14 protein-coding genes and 2 pseudogenes are annotated in these 18458 nt (G+C 56.1%); 8 read left to right on the top strand and 8 right to left on the bottom strand.

Annotated elements, in window-relative coordinates; translation table 11 throughout:
• The 4 genes from T18_RS27690 to T18_RS13590 all read right to left on the bottom strand — a co-directional run.
• Nucleotides 1-360 (bottom strand): flavin reductase family protein (locus tag T18_RS27690; RefSeq protein WP_323455222.1); only part of this gene is annotated, 360 nt, incomplete at its 3' end.
• 11 nt (nt 361-371) lie between these two features.
• Nucleotides 372-707, bottom strand: a complete 336-nt coding sequence (gene fdxA, locus T18_RS13600) for a ferredoxin FdxA (protein ID WP_038495162.1) — start codon at nt 705-707, stop codon at nt 372-374.
• A 104-nt stretch (nt 708-811) separates the two neighbouring features.
• Entirely contained in the window at nt 812-1411 is a 600-nt protein-coding gene (locus T18_RS13595) for a superoxide dismutase (RefSeq protein WP_038495165.1), read from the bottom strand.
• 164 nt (nt 1412-1575) lie between these two features.
• Nucleotides 1576-2145, bottom strand: a complete 570-nt coding sequence (locus T18_RS13590; protein WP_038495168.1) for a TetR/AcrR family transcriptional regulator — start codon at nt 2143-2145, stop codon at nt 1576-1578.
• Nucleotides 2146-2191: 46 nt separating this feature from the next.
• Between T18_RS13590 and T18_RS13585 the strand changes: the two genes are divergently transcribed.
• Complete coding sequence (locus T18_RS13585; protein WP_038495171.1) at nt 2192-2719, top strand: dihydrofolate reductase family protein; 528 nt, start codon at nt 2192-2194, stop codon at nt 2717-2719.
• A 92-nt stretch (nt 2720-2811) separates the two neighbouring features.
• Here the strand turns inward: T18_RS13585 and T18_RS13580 are convergent, their stop codons facing one another.
• A complete protein-coding gene (locus T18_RS13580) occupies nt 2812-3879 on the bottom strand; it encodes a linear amide C-N hydrolase (protein ID WP_038495174.1) in 1068 nt (355 codons plus the stop codon).
• Nucleotides 3880-4018: 139 nt separating this feature from the next.
• Between T18_RS13580 and T18_RS13575 the strand changes: the two genes are divergently transcribed.
• The 5 genes from T18_RS13575 (at nt 4019) to T18_RS13555 (ending at nt 15145) form a co-directional block, all read left to right on the top strand.
• Nucleotides 4019-4822: a hypothetical protein gene (locus T18_RS13575; RefSeq protein ID WP_038495177.1), complete on the top strand. Its 804-nt coding sequence runs from the start codon at nt 4019-4021 to the stop codon at nt 4820-4822.
• A 379-nt stretch (nt 4823-5201) separates the two neighbouring features.
• The gene (locus T18_RS13570; RefSeq protein WP_038495180.1) at nt 5202-7082 is read left to right on the top strand and encodes a ShlB/FhaC/HecB family hemolysin secretion/activation protein; all 1881 of its coding nucleotides are present in this window, start codon (nt 5202-5204) and stop codon (nt 7080-7082) included.
• Nucleotides 7083-7151: 69 nt separating this feature from the next.
• The gene (locus T18_RS13565; protein ID WP_410118146.1) at nt 7152-7553 is read left to right on the top strand and encodes a hypothetical protein; all 402 of its coding nucleotides are present in this window, start codon (nt 7152-7154) and stop codon (nt 7551-7553) included.
• A gap of 36 nt (nt 7554-7589) precedes the next feature.
• The gene (locus T18_RS13560; RefSeq protein ID WP_038495186.1) at nt 7590-14915 is read left to right on the top strand and encodes a hemagglutinin repeat-containing protein; all 7326 of its coding nucleotides are present in this window, start codon (nt 7590-7592) and stop codon (nt 14913-14915) included.
• On the top strand, nt 14912-15145 hold the full coding sequence (locus T18_RS13555) for a hypothetical protein (protein WP_060642631.1): 234 nt from the start codon (nt 14912-14914) through the stop codon (nt 15143-15145). The genes T18_RS13560 and T18_RS13555 overlap by 4 nt, the downstream gene beginning before the upstream one ends.
• Nucleotides 15146-15306: 161 nt before the next feature.
• Here the strand turns inward: T18_RS13555 and T18_RS13550 are convergent, their stop codons facing one another.
• Nucleotides 15307-15570 (bottom strand): DUF3768 domain-containing protein, encoded by a 264-nt coding sequence (locus tag T18_RS13550; RefSeq protein ID WP_236760937.1) that lies wholly within the window; start codon nt 15568-15570, stop codon nt 15307-15309.
• A gap of 186 nt (nt 15571-15756) precedes the next feature.
• On the opposite strand from T18_RS13550, the gene T18_RS28230 reads away from it, so the two are divergent.
• Nucleotides 15757-15969, top strand: a complete 213-nt coding sequence (locus T18_RS28230) for a DUF2283 domain-containing protein (protein WP_035200269.1) — start codon at nt 15757-15759, stop codon at nt 15967-15969.
• A 228-nt stretch (nt 15970-16197) separates the two neighbouring features.
• Nucleotides 16198-16371: pseudogene (locus T18_RS13540) on the top strand (transposase); the annotation flags it as partial.
• A gap of 18 nt (nt 16372-16389) precedes the next feature.
• On the opposite strand, the gene T18_RS13535 reads toward T18_RS13540, so the two are convergent.
• Together T18_RS13535 and T18_RS13525 are read right to left on the bottom strand one after the other, a co-directional pair.
• Nucleotides 16390-17579 (bottom strand): IS3 family transposase gene (locus T18_RS13535; protein ID WP_121556216.1). Its coding sequence is split into 2 segments (ribosomal slippage): nt 16390-17330 and nt 17330-17579, totalling 1191 coding nucleotides; the frame shifts between segments, so codons are not numbered across the junction.
• Between the two features lie 47 nt (nt 17580-17626).
• Nucleotides 17627-17812: pseudogene (locus tag T18_RS13525) on the bottom strand (transposase domain-containing protein); the annotation flags it as partial.
• Between the last annotated feature and the right edge of the window lie 646 nt (nt 17813-18458).

Raw genomic sequence — 18458 nt, 5'->3', positions numbered from 1 at the left:
GGAAAAACGGTCCGGCAGGTTTCCTTTTCCGGCGAACACATCGGCGATCTCCTCCTGCCCTCTGGACAGCGCCGTGACGGAAAAGCGCCGGCTTGCTGCGACAAGATCGACCATACGGCTACTCGCATCGATGGAGATCATTAGAAGCGGCGGTTCGGGGCTGAGCGGCATGAAGGACGTGATCGTACGTCCGATCCGCTCGCCCGCATGGGAGGCCGTGGCCACGGCCACGGTGAAGACGAGGTTCGCCATAGCGTCCTTGAATTCACGCGGCGAGATTGTCGGAGAGGGGGAGGCTTTCAGCGGGACATGCGCGTGATTGACCACACCGCCATCGATCAGCGTGAAATTATGAGACATGCTGTGCCGGGCTAACCGCCCGCTCCCGGGTTCTTCGAAAAAATGGAAAACTTGGCCGCAGCACCATTCATGATGTCGGCATCCTCAGGCGGCGTTCTTTTCTGGTGCACGCGCGGCCAGATGCCGGAATAGTGGCGGTTGAGGTCGAGCCAGACATGCAGACCCGCCTCGGTATCCGGCCGGATTGCCGCCGCCGGACATTCGCGCTCGCAGATGCCGCAATCGATACATTGATCCGGGTGAATGACGAGCATGTTCTCGCCTTCATAAAAACATTCGACCGGGCAGACCTCCACGCAGTCCATGTATTTGCAGGCGATGCAGTTTTCGGTGACGACATAGGGCATGGGAATGCTCGAATGGAGTTGCAGCTGGACGGCGGCTGTCCGGCTGCGCCTGATCCGGCCAGCCGCCCAGGGCAGCGGGGCCGGCCGGATCAGTGGGGCTCAAATTAAAAACGGGCGGCGACTGCCTGCCAGTTCACCAGATTGTCGAGGAAGTTCTCGACATAGGCAGGACGCTTGTTGCGGAAATCGATGTAATAGCTGTGTTCCCACACGTCGCAGCCGAGAAGCGCCTTCTGGCCGAAGCACAGCGGGTTGACGCCGTTTTCGGTGCGGGTGATCTTCAGCGAACCGTCGGTATCCACCACCAGCCACGCCCAGCCCGAGCCGAATTGCGAGGCGCCGGCAAGCGCAAAATTCTGCTTGAACAGTGCCACCGAGCCGAAAGACTGCGTCAGCGCATCTTCCAGCACCTTGGGGATCGCATGTTTTTGTGGCCCCATGATTTCCCAGAAGAGATTGTGGTTCCAATGCTGGGAGGCATTGTTGAAGATGCCGGATTGCGCCACCGCACCCTTCTCATAGGTGCCCCGGACGATGTCCTCAAGGTTGCTTTTCTCCCATTCGGTGCCTGATATCGCCTTGTTGAGGTTATCGACATAGGCCTTGTGATGGAGATCATGATGAAACTTCAGCGTCTCCTCGGACATGCCAGAAGGGGCGAGCGCATCATGGGCATAGGGGAGATCGGGAAGCTGGAAAGACATGGGGTATTCCTTTGTCACTGTTTGCTCAAGAGCATGGAAAAAGCCTTGCGAAAACAAGGTGACAATACTTCTAGGACCTCAATCACAGTTGAGGTCAAGCGGTTTTTGGGGGGATAAATCCACGAGCTGGCGGGCTTATGAAACATGCGCCACGATGGCGCGGATTATCGCTCGTCGACGTTCACCGCGGCGACCCATTCTTCGAGTGTCCTGCGAATTGCCGAGTTCGCATCTTCCCCGCGGACGAATGCCCACCATGTATGTGCGCCTTGCCACAAGGCGGCCATCTGCCAGCCAAGCCGTTCCTCGCTAGCCTTGTCGTGGGTAAGGCGGCAGCCAAGCGCCTGGGCGAGGGTGTGTCCCCAGAGCGCTCCTCTCGCGCGCAGCTTCGGATTGCGAATGTCTTCTCTCAGCAGCAGCAACCCGTCACTGGCATTTTGTTCTGCGGCTTCGGGGGGCATGAGGCGCATGAGAAGGGATATGGCGCCCTGCGGCGTCAATGGTTCCTCCTCATCGGCTGTTTCCGTTTCCGCCTGCAGCTTGTCCCAGGCGCGCAGAAGCACGGTTTCGACAAGGTCTTCGCGCTTGCCGTAACGCTGCACCAGGGTTGCCGCAGAAAGGCCGCAGGCCTTTGCGGCTGCGGCAAAAGTCAGCCCGTCGGGGCCTGTCTGCAACATGAGGGGCAGCAGGACATCCAGCACCTGATCATCTGAAATCGACTTGTGTCTTGGCATGACATATATATAAATGTATATTCATTTATAAATCAAGGAGGATAATATGGCGATCATTCGCGGATATATCGCGGCGAGCCTGGACGGGCGGATCGTTTCTGGAGACGGCTCGCTAGACTGGCTCTACAAATATGATGATATGGACCTCGGCGAACACGATTATCGCCTTTTCCTGAAAAGAATTCGGACGGTGGTCATGGGGCGGGCGACCTATGATTTCATCGCCCGTGAACAGTCGCCTTGGGCTTATGGAGATCAACGCGTCATCGTCGTCACCTCAAGGCCGATCGAGGAGCCCAAGGGACCTCTGGAGGTGAGCACCGATCTGGGCTCGTTGATCGAAAAACTGCGCGCCCTCGATGATGGCGATGTCTGGATGCTGGGCGGCGGAAAGCTGCAGATGGCCTTTCTGGAGCGTGATGCACTGGATGAGATCGAGATTTATGTCATCCCGGAAATCCTCGGCTCAGGTGAGCCCCTTTTTCCGCTCACCGGGCATCGGACCAGTCCCACTCTCGTCAGCGCAACGGCAATCGAAAAGGGCTGCGTTCGATTACACTACCGCTTCTCGTAATGCTCTCGGATTCATGATGTTAGTGGGGCGGCGAGGAATGGTCGATACAGACCTTGCCAGCTGCTCCCGGCCTGACTGCGTGGTTTCCGCCCTCAAAGCCCGAGAAACTTAAAGGGCTTGGTATCCTTCAAGCTCTCGTTCGCCATGCCCGAATAGATGTGGATCTGATTGGGCCCCAGGTCGAGTTTCTTGACCTTACCCGTCTCTTTCGAAAGGTCGAGTTTAGTCATGTCGATCCAGAAGATGTTCGGCGTCAATGCAGATTCGAAGAAATAGAGCTTGCGTTTGTGGTCAATCACGGTGCGCCAGCGGGTGGAGGAAATATTTGGCTGGTCCGGCGTGGTTATGCCGTATGGAACCGACACATTGCGGATGACGCTAAAGACGCTGGCGATGGCTTCGACCGGATTTTCGCTCTTGGGTATGGCGTTTGCGTAGAAAGAAGCCCGGGCGAACCGGTCCGAGGCGCGATTGGTGCCCGGCAGCATGACGGTGCCGCCAATCTGCTTCCAATATTCGTTGAGCGCCAGCTGGTGATCGAAGGTCGGCGAATTGGTCATCACCTGATATTGACGACCGTGGTGGATGACCTGCTTGCCATCAATATATTCGATGATCGCGCTGTCACCAGTCGCATCCGATAGGGAGAGGTGTAAGGTCGCCAGACGTTCTTCGCCGGGAACATTGTCGGTGACAATGGTGAATGGGTTCTTCTCGAGCGCGCTGACGGCCTCGTCCACCGTTGCGAAATTATCGAGCGCATATTGCGCCCAGGCGGCGATGGAGAGGCCCGGCGATTTCCCGTCATAAGCGGGATAACTCGACTCGACCAGCCAGAGAACATTTGCAGCAAGGCCTGCCTCATTCATGCCGTCTGTCGTCGAAATATCGTAACCTGAAGCAATGACGCTGCCGTATTTCGAGGTCCATTTGACCGAATTCGGCCCGGCCTCGCCGGAGCGTTCCATGCCGCGCGGGAATACCCAGATGTTGGTTCCGACATCCGTCTTCCAATCCATCGACCGGGCCGTCATCACCTGATCATTTTCGCCCAGATAGACGAAGCGCGTGCAGGCTTCGGCCACCGATGTCGTCAGTGTTGCGACAGACAATATCGCGGCGGTGCAGGCGGAAAAAATCGGCAAGGTCTTCAGGCGCATGGAAAAGCCTCCGGTTTCGCGGCACAAGATACAGCGTATGATAGAAAATCGGACTTGTTGCCGGAAGTCAAATACGCTTAGCTACGGACGATTGTTGGGGGAGAAGGCATTGCTAAAATTATCAATTTTTTCGGCCCTTATGGTTTTTTCCGCAACCGCGGCCACAGCTGCAGACGACGTTGTTGCCACACCCGCGACGGTTGATGTGGCACCAGACTGGGCATTTCAGGCGACGGGTTACCTCTGGGCGACCGGCTTGAATGGCAACGTGTCGCCGTTCCAACGTGCCCCCACCCTCCATGTGGAGAAATCCTTTTCAGATGTCATAGATGATCTCAATTTCGGTGGGTTTCTCAACATCTGGGGACGTTACGACCGTTTCGTCCTTTCCGGCGATTTGATGTATGTCGATACCACCGACAGCAAGGCAGCCGGTCCGCTACCGGCGCTGCAAATTCCGGGTTTGCCAACCTTGCCTGCCGGTGCCGCCATCAATGCGAATGTGGATACACAGGAATTCATGGCGACGTTGCAGGCAGGTTACCGTGTCATCGATGCAGACGGGTTTTCGCTCGACGCGCTCGCAGGCGCGCGCTTCTGGCACATTTCAAACGACGTTGCGGTCACTGCCAGCCATCCGTTGATCGGCAGCGTTTCCGCCACCCACAGAGAGAGTTTCGGCTGGGTCGACCCCGTCATCGGCGCACGCGCCTTTTTCAGCCTCACGGACAAACTGTCCGTTCAGGGGCAGGTGGATATCGGCGGTTTCGGCGCGGGATCCGATCTCACCTGGTCAGCGCTCGCGACGGTGAACTACATCTTTACCGACACATTGTCGGTCTCGGCAGGCTATAAGGTGCTCGACGTTGATTACTCGCACGATGGTTATGTCTTCGATTCACGGCTGAGTGGACCGGTTGTCGGGTTGACGTACCGGTTCTAGTCACTGTTGTCGCGTGAATCATCGCCTTTTCACACCCATCCCAGAAACAATTTTAGTTTCTCCTTAACTTTGGTCTTCATCTCGGTCTTGCAGAGAGATGCGCATTGCAGTAACTTCTGGTTGTTATTTGACTCGAAGAACCAAAGGGCATGAAATTGGCGGGTCGCGCTTAAAATTCACGGATGAAAAATAATATCCATGCCATGGTGTTGGCAGGATTGATTATTACGTGAATTTTTAATGTGTACGGTTCTTTCAGAAAATGACTAAAGACTATCGTCTCGTAAAGAAACTTACTACTTTAACGCTTCTTGGATCAGATGAACTGATCTATGTACCCGGTACGGGATCGACAGCAAGGACAGCTGCAGAGTGAAGCATGGGCGGCATTGCCGCGACAAACTTCATTTCAAATGCAGGCCTCCGAAATATGCCACTTGCTGCTTTCATTCCTGGTTTCCGACGGCTAGTCCCTCCTGACTTTTGTCTCGCAATTGTGCCGGCCGCTCAAATCTTAGCCAACTCCCCGAAGAGCGCGCGAAACAGTTTCAAGCGGACCTTTGTCATTGCGCTTTTTGCAGGCCTGATCGCGTCAGGGCAGGCAACTGCACAGTCGCCCGCCGATGATTTTTCCCGGCGGCAAGAACAACAAGAACAGTTGCAGCGGCTGGAAAACCTGAAACAGGTTACGCCTGATAGCGTCATTGGCCGTGCGGACCGGACACCACGGGGCGACGCGAAGTCCACTGGTCCTTGCTTCGATATCTCGCGTGTAGAGATCGAAGGTGCGACAAGGCTGTCTGCCATTGATCTCGGAAAAGTGACGCGGCGTTACGACAGTAAATGCATCGGCGTTGCGGATATTACCACGTTGCTCAAGGCCATCACCGACCTTTATCTGGACAAGGGATTTGTGACTTCGCGCGCTTATGTTCCCCCACAGGATATTGCCGGAACAGGGTTGCTGCGGCTGGTCGTCGTCGAAGGCACGATCTCGGATATCTATCTTAACGGTCAACCGGCTGGGCGAAACGGTTCATTCGCTACGGCTTTTCCCGGCGTGAAGGGTGAGGTCGCCAATATTCGCGATATTGAACAGGGGCTGGACCAGATCAATCGCCTGTCATCGAACGACGCGAAGACCTCGATGTTGCCGGGCAAGGACGATGGAACGTCTATCCTCAATGTCGAGAACAAACCCGCCAAGCGCTGGTACGCCAGTATTTCCAACAACAATCTCGGTCAGACAAGTACCGGTTACTCCCAGACCAATGTTTCCGTCGGCTTAGACGACCTGTTGGGCATCAATGATCAGTTAGGGTTCTCCTACGGTCGCAGCGGCCCGGATTATCCTTGGGACGATGATGGTCGCGGGCACAGCAACAGCTATTCGGTTAATACAAGCGTACCTTATGGCTACTGGACGTTTTCAACAAATGGCTCCTGGTACGAATATAACAGCACCATTCCCGGCAATTTTGGGCCGATCGAAACCTCGGGCAATTCCGGTCAGGCTGGATTTGGCATAGATCGCGTCATTCTGCGAGACAAGGATTCCATCACGACCCTTAGAGGCGGTCTCACATACAAGCAGACCGACAACTTTCTTCTCGGCAATCGAATTGAGGTGGGAAGCCGTCGATACACGATTGGCAGTCTGGGCTTATCGCGTTCACAGAGAATTCTGGGTGGCGTCATCGCTCTCGATTTTGCCCTTGATAAGGGTCTTGATCTCTTCGACGCCGTGGAGGCCGGAGAGCCGGGGGCGGGCACGGCGGATCCCCGGTTTTTGAAGTTCAACACGACCGTCAGCGCGACGCGGCCGTTCGAGGCGGCTGGCCAGCGGTTCGAGTTAACGACGCTCCTCAATGCCCAATATTCGCCCGATAACATGTTTGGCGCAGAACAGATCGGGCTTGGTGGCTCCAGCAACGTACGGGGCTCAAGGGAAAGCGTCATATTCGGTAACAACGGAGTTTTCAGCCGCAACGAACTGGTTTGGCGGACAATGCCATGGGAGGGCACAAGTCTGGCGCCCGTTCTGGGCGAATTACGCCCCTACCTGGGCCTCGATTATGGCCGCGTGTTCTCGCAGCATCGCTTCGATATTCCAGACGGCTATCTCGCGAGTTGGACCGTTGGTGCGAAACTCGTTGGCGGAAACATCAGTGCCGATTTCGGCTACTCCCAGGCATTTTCCAGCAGCGTCAGTCACGGACGCGGCAATCTCATTTTCGCCAGCGTGACGGCACGCTGGTAGGCTTCAAAAGAGAATATTATGGTCAGATCTTCTTTTCACACCCCCAAATTGTCTGTCGTATTCGCGCTGATGGCGACTGCCACTATCGTTTCCGGTTGTGGTGGCCGGGCAGCGCATCCGGTTGCTTCGACAAACCCTGCCGACAGCGCTTTCGATTGCGCCGGCATCAAGCGCGAATTCGAGGCTAACGAACGGCAGGTCCTGGCGACGGTGAAAGAACGATCCGATGCGCAGGGTAAAAACGTCGTCCTCGGTGCGACAGGTGTTCTTCTGTTTTGGCCGGCTCTTTTCTTTATGGATCCGAAATCGCCAGAGAAACTGGAGATCGACGCATTGCGTAACCGCAATCAGGTCCTTGGCGAGATTGCCAAAAGCAAAAAATGCCCGGCCCCGCAGTCGAAGCTGGCGGATGTCTACAAGAAACTCGACACCAAGCCGTCCCAGGCCGACACGAGCAGAAAAGACCGCTAAGCCCCAAATTCCGTCTGCCACGAGAGGCGAACAACAATGACATCACAGTTTAAGCGTCTTCCACGCAAAACAACCGACCTCGCATTGTTCGCCAATGCCGGGACGCTGGCTCAAAAAATCATTGCCACCGTTGTCAGTTTTACGCTCGTGCTTCAGCCAGTGCTTCTTCACGCACAGGACATATCGCCGGAAGTTGGAGGATCTTTTGCAAATCGCCCCGGGACAGGGGCTGCTCCGAACGGCGTGCCGCTCATCGATATCGTCGGACCCAACAGCCAGGGTCTGTCGCACAACAAATACAACAATTTCAACGTCGGCACGCCGGGCGTTATTCTCAACAACTACAATGGTGAGATCGGTACGTCGAAGCTGGGTGGCGTGACACCTGGTAATCCAAACCTTCAAGGCAGGGGTGCTGCCACGGTCATCCTCAATGAGGTGACGTCGCAAAATCGCAGTTCTCTCGTCGGGCCGACCGAAGTGTTTGGCGGCCGCGCCGACGTCATTATCGCCAATCCGAACGGGATCACCTGCGACGGCTGCGGTTTCATCAACACGCCACGCGCCATGCTGACGACGGGCGTGCCCGACATTGGCACTGACGGACGTCTCAATGGCTTCACGGTCAATGGTGGAGACGTCACGTTTGGTCCGAAGGGAGCGAATTTTGCGACAGGGGACGGGAGAGTCGATCTGTTCGATATCGTATCCCGCACCATCCATATTGACGGCACGATTTATGGCGAGGATTTGCGCCTGACGGCCGGCAAGAGCAAGTTCGATTATGCCACGGGGGATGCAACTCCACTTGATGCGACCTCCGGAACACCTGAATACGCAATCGACGGTTCAGCACTCGGGGCCATGCAGGCCGGCCGCATCAAGATGGTCGTCACGGAAAAGGGCGCAGGTGTTCGCATGCGCGGCGACATGGCCGCCAATGCCGGGGAGCTCTCGCTGTCGGCCGACGGCAAAATCTCGATCGGTAATGCCTCTGGCAATAACGGCGTGAACATTTCCTCAAAGGGAAGTGTTTCAACTGGTCGTCTGACCTCGAAAAAATCGGTGTCGGTCAAGGCGGGCAAGGACACCAAGGTCGCTTCGATCGGTGCTGAAGAGGATATTCTGATCAATGGTGGGGCCGGCTTCATCGATGTTGCCGGTACTCTCGGGGCCAGTGGTGCAGTCAACCTTCTGGCAGATGGGCGTATTGCCTTGGCCGACGCGTCGGCTACCGGACCCGTTTCGCTGTGGTCCGGGGCTGGCTCCATTGCCATCAGCGGCACGGCTCAGTCTGGCGCGGCCATGTCGCTAACGGCGGCCTCAGGCGCGATCACAGCGGACTCGCTGCTTTCGAAAGGCGATTTGGCGCTGCTTTCCGGCCTTCATCTCGGGATCTCCGGGCTCGTGCTTGCAGAAGGGAATTTGCAGGCTTCGGCTGGCAGCGACATCCGCTATGACAGTCTGGAGGCAAACGGAGACGTTTTGCTGTCTTCGACAAATGGTGTCATCAGCTTCGACAAACGCACGGCCGCCGGGGGCGACATCAGGATCAGGCAGCAAAATGCCGACCTTTCCAATAACAGGAGCAGACTTGCCACATCCGGCACGCTCTACATCGATGCCAATAACATTAATCTCACCAACAGCACGCTAACGTCAGGTGGTATTGATCTCACCTCATCTGGAACGACAGATCTGACGGGTGCGCGGCTCAATGCTGTCACCGCGAGCAGCACAGCTCGTTCCGTTCAGGGGTCAGGTGACATCGCGATCCAAGCGGGTAGCCTCATTGCGAATGACGCCACCAATATTCTTGCGGCCCATGATCTGACGCTGTCGCTTTCGCAACTTGCCAACGCCGGTCAGCTGGCTGCTGGCAATGATCTTACCCTCAATATCGCCGGCAACCTGACCAACACCGCCACGGGGCTCATCTATGCCGGTAACGACGCAGCACTTTTCGTGGGCGGCGTGCTTGCCAATGATCAGGGGGCGATTGTCGCAGGTCGTGACCTCACAATTGCTGGAAGTGCTTCTGGCGCGCGCAATGCTGCTACGGTCAACAGTTCAGGTCTAATTTCCTCTGGTCGCAATATCTCGATCCTGACGGCAAATCTGCGTAACGAGAAAAGCGTGGCTCCGACCTATACGAGCCAGCAAATCTCAAACGCACTCGTGTCGGCTTATGACACCTATTATGCACGCGAATGTGGAGATTGTTCATCTCCCGTCTCTTTCGCTGGCAAGCAGTTCGTCATTGGTGCGCCCATTCGCCATGTCTATCGTGATGTGACTGAAGACCGTCTCACATCGGCTGGTAGCCCCGCAGCGACAATCAAGGCGGGCAATACGCTTTTTGTCGATACCGCCGATCTTACCAATGCCTATAGCAACATCGAAGCCGGCTCCGGCATGACACTTGTTGGCTCCGGTACGCTGAACAATCTCGGTTTGCAATTGCAGCGTACCACTTCGCTCAATTGCAACCAACAAGGCGGCTGCCAATATTATCCCGATGTCATCTATGAGTGGCAGGAAACGAAGACAACGGGCGATACTGGAGGCCACGAGAGCTCATGGCAGGTCGCCATGCCCGGCCCCAGCCCATTTGGAACGCGGGATACGTCGAAGGATATCGGTCCGGGACGGAGTGTAGAAAGCGTCGAGGCGACCGGTGGTGTTTCCGCCACAATCCGTTCAGGCGGAGCGCTGGGTATTACCGGTTTTGGTGCTGTTAACAATACCGCCGCAGCGGGTACGATCGCAGATCATGTCAGCGTAGTAGCGCCTACGCCTTCGAGCGATCCGACCGGATTGCTCGCTGGCATGACGGCAAGCGGTGCGTTGTTCACTATTGGCTCCGTTGCAAGCCCACAGTCCGGCGGCTTTGGTGGCACTATCCCCGGCCAGACGTTCCTCTATGAAACGCGTGCCGCATTCCTCGATGTCTCGAAATTTTATGGCTCCAGCTATTTCCTTGGCCGCATCGGCTACCAGCCGGACCGGCAGATCCAGTTCCTTGGCGATGCCTATTTCGAGAACCAATATATTGAGCAGCAGCTCAGACTGGCGACGGGTTCCGGCTTTACCGGGCAGGATTCGATCGCTCAGATAAAGCAGCTCCTTGATAACGGCGCTGCCTATCTCGGAGCGAACCAGCGCCCGCTCGGCCAACCGCTGACGGCTGAGGAGATCGCCAGCCTCACCGAATCCGTCGTCGTATATGAGTGGCAGACGGTGAACGGTACGACCGTTCTTGCGCCGGTACTACATCTCGCCGCCAATGACAGGGAAAGATTGAATTCTGCGGGCGCGCTGATCGCCGGCAATCAGGTGACAATCGATACTGGCCTGCTTGCAACATCAGGCATGATTGCATCGGCTGGTGATCTGACTGTTTCCGGTTCGTCGATCGCGGCGATCGGCGGCACCTTTACGGCGGGTGGCAATGCCTCGCTGAAGGGGAACGAAAGCATTCTGCTGGCCAATGCGAAGGTGAAAGCAGGTGGCAATCTCGGCCTGACGTCGAATGGAGACATCAATATCTCCGTGACTGAAAGGTCGACAACCAGCACATTGCGCGACAAGCGGAGTTCGACGACGGTTGTGAGAACCACAAGCCAGGGTTCCGAGATCACCGCGGGCGGTTCGGTCTCAGCCAATGCAGGTGGCAACCTCAACGTCATCGGCAGCACGATCACCTCCGATAGCACGGTGGGTCTGAAAGCGACCGGTGATGTGACGATCACTGAGGCTGTCGACACCACAACGATTGACTACACCTATAAGAAAAAGGGCGGTCTGTTCGGCGGAAGCAAACAGACGACGAGCCACACGGAAACGCAGACCGTCGTCGGATCATCGGTCAGCGGCGGGAAGGGTGTGTCCATCGTCTCAGGTGGAGATACCGTCCTCTCGGCCTCGACGGTGACTGCCGGCGACGAGACCAACAAAGCCGATATCAATGTCAGCGCGGGCGGCGATCTGCTGATCGCGTCGGGCAAGAATACTGCGGAGTTTGAGCAAAGTTCATCAGCCAAGGGTTTCCTCTCCAAGAAAAGCTCCACCCAGTACAACTACGACGAAGCGACAGTCGGCTCCGAGCTTTCCGCGTCCGGTAACATCAAGCTAGATGCCGGCGGCAACACCGTCATCGCCGGCTCGACCATAGCGGCAGGCGATGCAATCAGCGTCGCGGGCGACAGTGTTTCCGTCATCGGGGCCGAGGAGCAGCATGCGCTGGAAAGCAGCAGCAAAAAATCCGGCCTGTTTGCCGGTTCCGGCGGCGGTTTCCTCTCGCTCTGGGGCAAGGAACAGAAAGAAAAAAGCCAGTCGTCTACCCTCAACGTTGGCTCGGCGCTGACTGCCGGGACCGATGTCACGCTCACGGCACGCGAAAACGACGTCAATATCATCGGCTCCTCTATCGCAGCCGGCCGTGACATTGCGCTGGAGGCTGCCCGCGACGTCAATATCACGCCAGGGGCAGAAAGTGCCTCGTCACAGGAGAAGGAAAAACGCTCGGGCTTCGGTATCAGCGTCTCCTCCGGCGGTGGCGGCTTCTCGGTGGGTCTGGGAGTACAGAAGACCGAAGACAGAAAGGAGCAACAGACCAACACGAACGCGGTCTCTGTTCTCACTGCCGGTCGTGACCTCCTTGTTTCCGCAGGAAACAACGTCAATCTGCAGGCGGCAACAGCCTCCGCCGGACGTGACGTCGAACTCTTTGCCGGGAATGACATCAATCTCCTCTCGGCCAACGACCGCACCAATTATCAGGAGATGCACGAGAAAACCTTTGCCGGAGTTACGGTTTCCGTGTCCAGCCAGGTTGGCAAGGCCGCCGAGAGCATCATGAGCTCGGCTGAACGGCTGTCGGACGGCGGGGTCAACGCCATTACAAATACAGCTATTGCCGGGCTTGGTTTCTATCAGGCCTACAAGGATCTGCAGGGCGTCTCGTCGGACCTTTCCGCAGGCAAGGGCCTGTCCTTCAACGTGGGTATCAATGCAGGCGTCAGCCACCAGAAGAACAGCACTTCTTCCTCTTTCTCCACGCCTGTCGTCACCGATATTCGTGCTGGTCGCTCCATCAACATCGAGGCAGAAAACGGTAATATAACAAGCGAGGGAGCACAGATCCTCGCCGGCTACGGGAAGGACGGCCTGCCGGTCATCTCTTCCGATGCGCTGACAGGCGACATCTTCCTGTCCGCAGAGAATGGTGACATCAATCTCAACGCGGCCAAAGGCACATCTGACGCGGCAAGTTCAAACAAGTCCTGGAGTGCAAGCGCCGGCATCAATATGGGCTGCACGACGTCGGGCGGCTGCAATGCCAGTGTCGGTGTCAACGGTTCTTACGGCAAGGGCGGTTCCACCACCTCCGCAACCAGCCATACCAATACACATGTCAACGGCACTGGCGATGTGACCATTGTCACCAATGATCTGGCGCTCAAGGGCGCGACCGTCGCCGGCAACTCGGTCACCGCCGATGTTAAAGACCTGACGATCGAAAGCCAGGTGAATACGGCCACGGCAAAGGCGGATCAGCTCAGTGCGTCTGGCCAGATCGGCTTTGGAAACACTGGCGTCTCCGGCTCCACGCAGAAGGCCAAAGGCGATGCGGCGGTCGTTACCGAGCAATCCGGCATCCACGCCGGAACGGGTGGCATCGATCTTAACATTGAGCAGCACACTTCCCTTGTCGGCGGAGTAATTACCAGCGAGGCTGGCTCCGGACGCAACAACCTCTCTACTGGCACTCTTGTCGCCACCGACATCGATACGCATTCAAGCTGGATAGCCGAAACCTATGGCGGCTCGATCGGTACTGGCGGCCTCTCCATCGCACCGCCGGTCAAGGCTGGCGAGAGCGAGACCGGCAAGGCCTATTCGGCCATCGGCGGCAACATCCCGATCACCATTACCGATCCGGACAACCAGAAGCAGGACATTGGCACGATCCGGCGCGATACCGCCAATACCAATACCTCACTACCCGGTCTGCCGGATCTCGAACACATTCTGCGTCAGCAATACAGAACGCAGGCGGATATTCAGGAAGCGCAGAAGACAATGGCTGGTTTGGCCGGCGATATTGCTTCCAGTTTCTACAACAACGCGACGACTCAGGCCGAACGTGATCTTTGGGATGAAGGTGGTGCAGGTCGAGCCCTGCTTCACGCCATCGGAGGCGGTATCCTTGGCGGCGTCAATGGATGGGAAGGGGCGCTCAGGGGTGCGCTTGGCGGTACCGCATCGGCGCTCATGGCGCCAGCCATTGCGGACCTAGTCAAGGGCATGCTCAAGGACAGCATTATGTCCGATCAGGACAAGCAGATACTTGCCACGTTGATCGGCGCAAGTTTGAGCGCCGGGGTCGGCGCGGCAGTGGGCAGCGGAGAAGGCGCGGCATACGGAGCTGCGGAATATCAGTACAATTATCTATATCACAATGAACAACTGGCCCGGGAAAAAGCGAAGGAGCAGCTTGCAAAATGCGAGGCGGCAAACACCTGTACAGACACCCAAATCGCAGCGCTGCAGGAGCAGATTGGATATTGGGATCAGCTTGATACGCACCGCGATACGGTTCTTGCGGATTCCTGTAATGCTAACCGGACAAGTCCGGCCTGCGTTGCCGCCATCACCGATGCGCTGAAAGCTGTCGAGTATCTGCGTGACCCTGCCAACCCCATGGACCCTTCATCCATGGTTCCGGGCGGCTATGCCGACATGGAAAGGCGGCTGGTCAATGGAGGCTTCGGTGGCTTGTCGAGTCAGGATCTCGCCGCAGCCGTCTACGCCGAACGTCTTCAGACCATCGAGTTGCTGGCGAAATATCCGGATTCCGTCCAGGCGGCTCTCAAGGGTTTTGTTAATCAGTCAATTGTCAACGCAGCCATCGCTGTTCTCACATTTGGCATTGCTGAAAAGCTTGGAGCTACGGGACCGAAGGGCAACACTGGTCAAACCTCTGGTGAGGCTACAAATAACCAAAACGGCTCGACATCAGTTACATCTGCTGCAAGCAACGCAAATGCCCAGGCTGCGCTGAAGGCTAAATTGTCAGGCTTGCAGAAAGCACAACAGTCAGCTGTCGTCACAAAAACGCTGCCTGATGGTAGAGTTCGTTACTATACGCAGGAAGTTCAAGCGCGAACTGACGGCCCCACGCGCGGTGCATCGTTTGTCACGGAGTATAATCCCTCCACAGGCTCAACAAGGCAGTGGATGGAAAGCTACGATCATTCAGGGAAAGTCATTCGAGTTCATCCCAAGAGCATTGATGGGAGACCGGTAAACGCACAACATTACCCTCCAACGGGGGCAGAATTGGAAGGATGGAAATGACACTGGCACCTGGCGAATTAGCTGTAATGTTTGAGAGGGAACTGCTTGGTGGTTTCAATCCGACGAGAGTTTCGAGACTAGCAACTCGCATTTATCAGCAACATGGCTTGGAACTTACACCGAAAATGGACGGCATAATCCTCACATTAATGGCAATGGAGGAGGGGCCGGAGTTTGAACTAAGTGAAACCGAATTTTTAAGCCTAATCAAAGAGGTTAAATCATTGTAGTAAAAACCATCGGAGATTTCGTCCCATTTAAACCAACACGGAAACACTTGGGCCGAGGAGCAAGAAGTCGACCTCCGTGCAGTCGGCTCGTGCCAGCGTGATTAATTACGACGGCACGGAAAGCCGAAGGCTGGGTGACTTCCTGTAGGTGAGCCACCATTTCAATACTCATCTGCCCGTATGACAGTGAGCACCCGGCAGGTCACGTCGTCATCCGTTGGATCGGATGATCCGAATTGCAGGTCGAGGTCGTAATAGTCGATCTTCCAAAAGAACACGGCGTCCTTGAGTGTGACGGCACCGAAATTATGCTCACCATAAGGGTCGTTATTCGGCGAGAAATCATCAAAAGCCTGCACCGCCACTATGATCGCTTGCTGATATGTTGGTTTCCACGCGACGAAACAAGCAACCAATCGTGGCATAACTATTGAAAACATCAAAAGTGCAATAGTTTCCGGGGATTCGTTCCAATATATGCAAGATGGAGAGCGCCTTACCGGATACTATGATGCGGCCACCAACACATTTGTCGGTGTCGGGAGCCGTGTTACCACCGTAATACGACCGAAGAATCCGGATAAGTACATCGCTAACGTAAAGGGCAGACAGTGAAGATCAGTTATGATGTCAGCGTAGATGCGGCCTACATTAAACTTAAGAGCGAAGAAGACATAGCGCCATTTGGGTCCACGTACTGCTGTGATCCAAATGCCGTAGACGGCCAAATAAACTTGGATTTCGACGCGGAAGGTCGGCTGATCGGTATCGAAATTTTGTCCGCCAGTAAAAAGCTGCCCTCGTATCTTCTTAACGGAACTTAGCTTGTACCGTACCAATACGAAAACGCACCGGAGTAAAAGTTACCTCAACTACGCCTCCTGCCGGAACTCGAATTAGGTCAGGTGAAGCTAATGAAAATTTTGGTCGTCCTGGTGGTGGAAGAACACAGTTCCAACTGTTGGATAGAGTAGATAAATGAACTGCCCCCCATTTCGACCGGACAGTCGGCATAAGCAGAAAGGCTCAAGCACAGGCTTGGGTATAGGCTTATGTCTAACGACTATCCACACGTTGAATTGCTGACGGGTGATGTTCGCCGCAGGCGGTGGACAACCGAGCAAAAGCTGACAATCATTGAGCAAAGTTTCAAACCCGGCGAGACGGTATCTTCGACCGCTCGCCGTCATGGCGTCGCGCCCGATTTGCTTTATCGGTGGCGCAGGTGACCTTGCCCCCAAGTTTTATCCAGTTTTGAGTTCGCTCCAGCGGTTTTGGGTTGCTGTATTCGGGGCGGTAGCGGCGGGGTGCGGTGCGGAGCCATTTCGGCTGCGCAGCACCGCATCACGTCGCGGGTTGATTGTCTGAGCGAACTCGGCGGGTGTCAGCCAGCCGAGGCCAGAGTGTGGGCGGTGATCGTTGTAATCGTAGCGCCAGTTTGAAAGCGCTGATCGAGCATGAGCCAGCGACGAGAAGAGAGTCTCATTCAGGAACTCGTCTCGCAGCCGCCCATTGAAGCTTTCGATGAAGGCGTTCTGGATCGGCTTGCCCGGTGCGATGTAGTGCCATTCCACCTTGGTCCGATCCGTCCATTGCAAGATCGCGTTGCTGGTGAACTCGCTACCATTGTCGCTGACGATCATCTTCGGCTTGCCTCGTCCCTCGATGATCCGGTCCAGCTCACGGGCAACCCGCAGACCGGAAAGCGACGTATCGGCGACGAGAGCCAAGCACTCCCTGGTGCAATCGTCGACCACCGTAAGCACCCGGAACCTGCGACCATCGGTGAGCTGATCCGACACGAAGTCCAATGACCAGCGATCGTTGGCGGCAAGTGGGATCAGCATCGGTGCTCGTGTGCCTATCGCTCGTTTCCGACCGCCGCGCTTGCGCACCGTCAGTTTCTCTTCCCGATAGAGCCGGAAGAGCCGCTTGTGGTTCACAAGGTGACCCTCACGCCTGAGCAGCACATGAAGGCGTCGATATCCAAAGCGGCGACGTTCATGCGCCAGCGCCTTCATCCGCTCGCGAAGGTCATAGTCATCGCTGCGCCTGGTTTCGTAACGGATCGTCATCCGGCAAAAGCCGATGGCTTTACACGCCCGCCGTTCGCTCATCTGGTGGTGATCCATCAGATGAGCGACAGCTTTTCGCCTTGCTGCGGGCGTCACCACTTCTTTCCCAAAAGGTCTTTCAAAGCCGCATTGCCCAGCATCGCATCTGCCAGGAGCCGTTTCAGCTTCGTGTTCTCGTCTTCCAGCGTCTTCAATCGCTTGGCTTCGGATACGTCCATGCCGCCGAACTTGGCTTTCCACTTATAGATGCTGGCATCGCTGACGCCGTGCTTGCGGCAAAGCTCCGAGACCGGCGAGCCAGCCTCGTGCTCCTTCAGAATGCCGATGATCTGTTCGTCTGTAAAACGATTGCGCTTCATTCCCTGGTGCTCTCAATGGGCCAGAGCTTACTTCAAAATGGATTATTTCAACGGGGCAAGGTCATCGGCGGCGTCCAATTCCACGGAAGCAACTGCTCCAGCCTGGTAATCGGCGTGTCAGCGATGCGGGCAATAACGTCGGCCAGCAACATCTGCGGATCGATGTCGTTGAGCTTTGCACTCATTATCAGCGTGGCCATAAAGGGTGCACGATCAGCGCCACGATCTGATCCTGTGGGTTTCAGTACGTCGCGGACAGGCATTTCGGCTAGTCGCGGACAGTTATGTCGGCGGATTTAGATCGATTTTCGTGAGCGCCGATTTGGCACTTTGCCCTCGTGGTTTGAGCGAGGACAAGATACCCAGGCGGAAGCAACCGAGACATACCGACGTGAAGGGTATCGTCGGCGCCTATCGACTCTGTCCAAGCCCCCGACACCGGACAAGCAGCCGTCAAATTGCGGGGTTGTCCGTTCATCGGCGGCGACGCTAGAAACATCGAACGGCAATTTCGACTACTAAAAGTAGTAGTCGCCAATAGGTCAATGCCCGTGTTTGAATACGCAAACAAACGCATCAATCTGGGGAGGGCGACATGCGCAGGTCGATCGCACAACGGATCAACGAGATGGAACAATGGAAGAAAACATTGGAGGCGCGATTGGGACAAACAGGAGAGGGCGCAGTCGACGCGTCGGAAGGTTTTGCCTGGGGCGTTTGTGCTGGGGCAGTTGCAGCGGGAGGATCCATGCAGTGATCGTGCCCGTGTAACGTTAACCGCTCGGTTCAGATCAGAGCCGGTTGCCCCCAGGATCGAATGTGCATCGTCGAAGACGACAGGCATTCGCTTGGTGGCTACCAAAAATCGGAGTTTCAAAC

Origin of the sequence: Rhizobium sp. TBD182 (assembly GCF_001950375.1) — a bacterium.
GTDB lineage: Bacteria > Pseudomonadota > Alphaproteobacteria > Rhizobiales > Rhizobiaceae > Agrobacterium > Agrobacterium tumefaciens.
This window is presented reverse-complemented; position numbering and strand designations above follow the sequence as displayed.